Origin of the sequence: Elstera litoralis, assembly GCF_000963705.1 — a bacterium.
GTDB classification, from domain to species: Bacteria; Pseudomonadota; Alphaproteobacteria; order Elsterales; family Elsteraceae; genus Elstera; species Elstera litoralis.
Genome location: NZ_LAJY01000643.1, coordinates 1 through 1,047, shown reverse-complemented (window position 1 = coordinate 1,047; position 1,047 = coordinate 1). Strand labels below are relative to the sequence as shown.

The window sequence follows — 1,047 nt, the reverse complement described above, 5'->3', positions numbered from 1 at the left end:
TCTAGACCATCCGCCGATAATTCTAGAACCGCATGAAAATTGCCCCAAATCCCTCCTTTTTAACGCTTTCGACTCGCCGCGCCGAAAGTTGGCGCAAGGATTGCTAACTCTCGTCCAGCCAACGAAAACCACGAGGAGGCTGTGATGAAGTTTACGAGACGGGCGGTTCTGGGGCTTGCTACGGTTGCGGCGCTATCATCCTTTTCCAGCATTGGGGCCTATGCCCAATCGTCCGATACCATCAAAATCGGTATCCTCCACTCGCTCTCGGGCACGATGGCCATCAGCGAAACCACGCTGAAGGACGCCATGCTGATGCTCATCGACGAGCAGAACAAAAAGGGCGGCGTTTTGGGCAAGAAGCTCGAAGCCGTGGTTGTCGATCCGGCCTCCAACTGGCCTTTGTTCGCCGAAAAGGCGCGCGAACTGATTACGCAGCAAAAGGTTTCGGCGGTGTTCGGCTGCTGGACCTCGGTGTCGCGTAAGTCGGTTCTGCCGGTGTTCAAGGAACTGAATAATATTCTGTTCTACCCGGTCCAGTACGAAGGCGAAGAAAGCGAAAAGAACGTTTTCTACACGGGTGCCGCGCCGAACCAGCAGGCCATTCCCGCCGTCGATTATTTGATGAGCAAGGATGGCGGCGACGTGAAGCGTTGGGTGCTCGCGGGCACCGACTATGTGTATCCGCGCACGACGAATAAAATCTTGGAAGCCTATCTTCTCGCCAAGGGCGTGAAGAAAGAAGATATTATGATTAACTACACGCCGTTCGGTCATTCCGATTGGCAGACGATCGTCGCCGATATTAAGAAGTTCGGCACGGCCGGTAAGAAGACCGCCGTGGTCTCCACCATCAACGGCGATGCTAACGTTCCCTTCTATAAAGAACTCGCCAATGCGGGCGTGAAGGCCACCGATATTCCGGTCGTTGCCTTCTCGGTCGGTGAGGAAGAGCTTGCTGGGGTCGATACCAAGAACCTCGTCGGCCATCTCGCCGCCTGGAACTATTTCCAATCGGTGAAATCCCCGGTGAATGATGCTTTCATC

At 54.6% G+C, this 1,047-nt stretch carries 1 protein-coding gene; it reads left to right on the top strand.

From position 1 onward, the window contains the following. Positions 1–144: 144 nt before the first annotated feature. A partial coding sequence (locus tag VZ95_RS18565; protein ID WP_045777182.1) for an ABC transporter substrate-binding protein occupies positions 145–1,047 on the top strand: 903 nt, incomplete at its 3' end.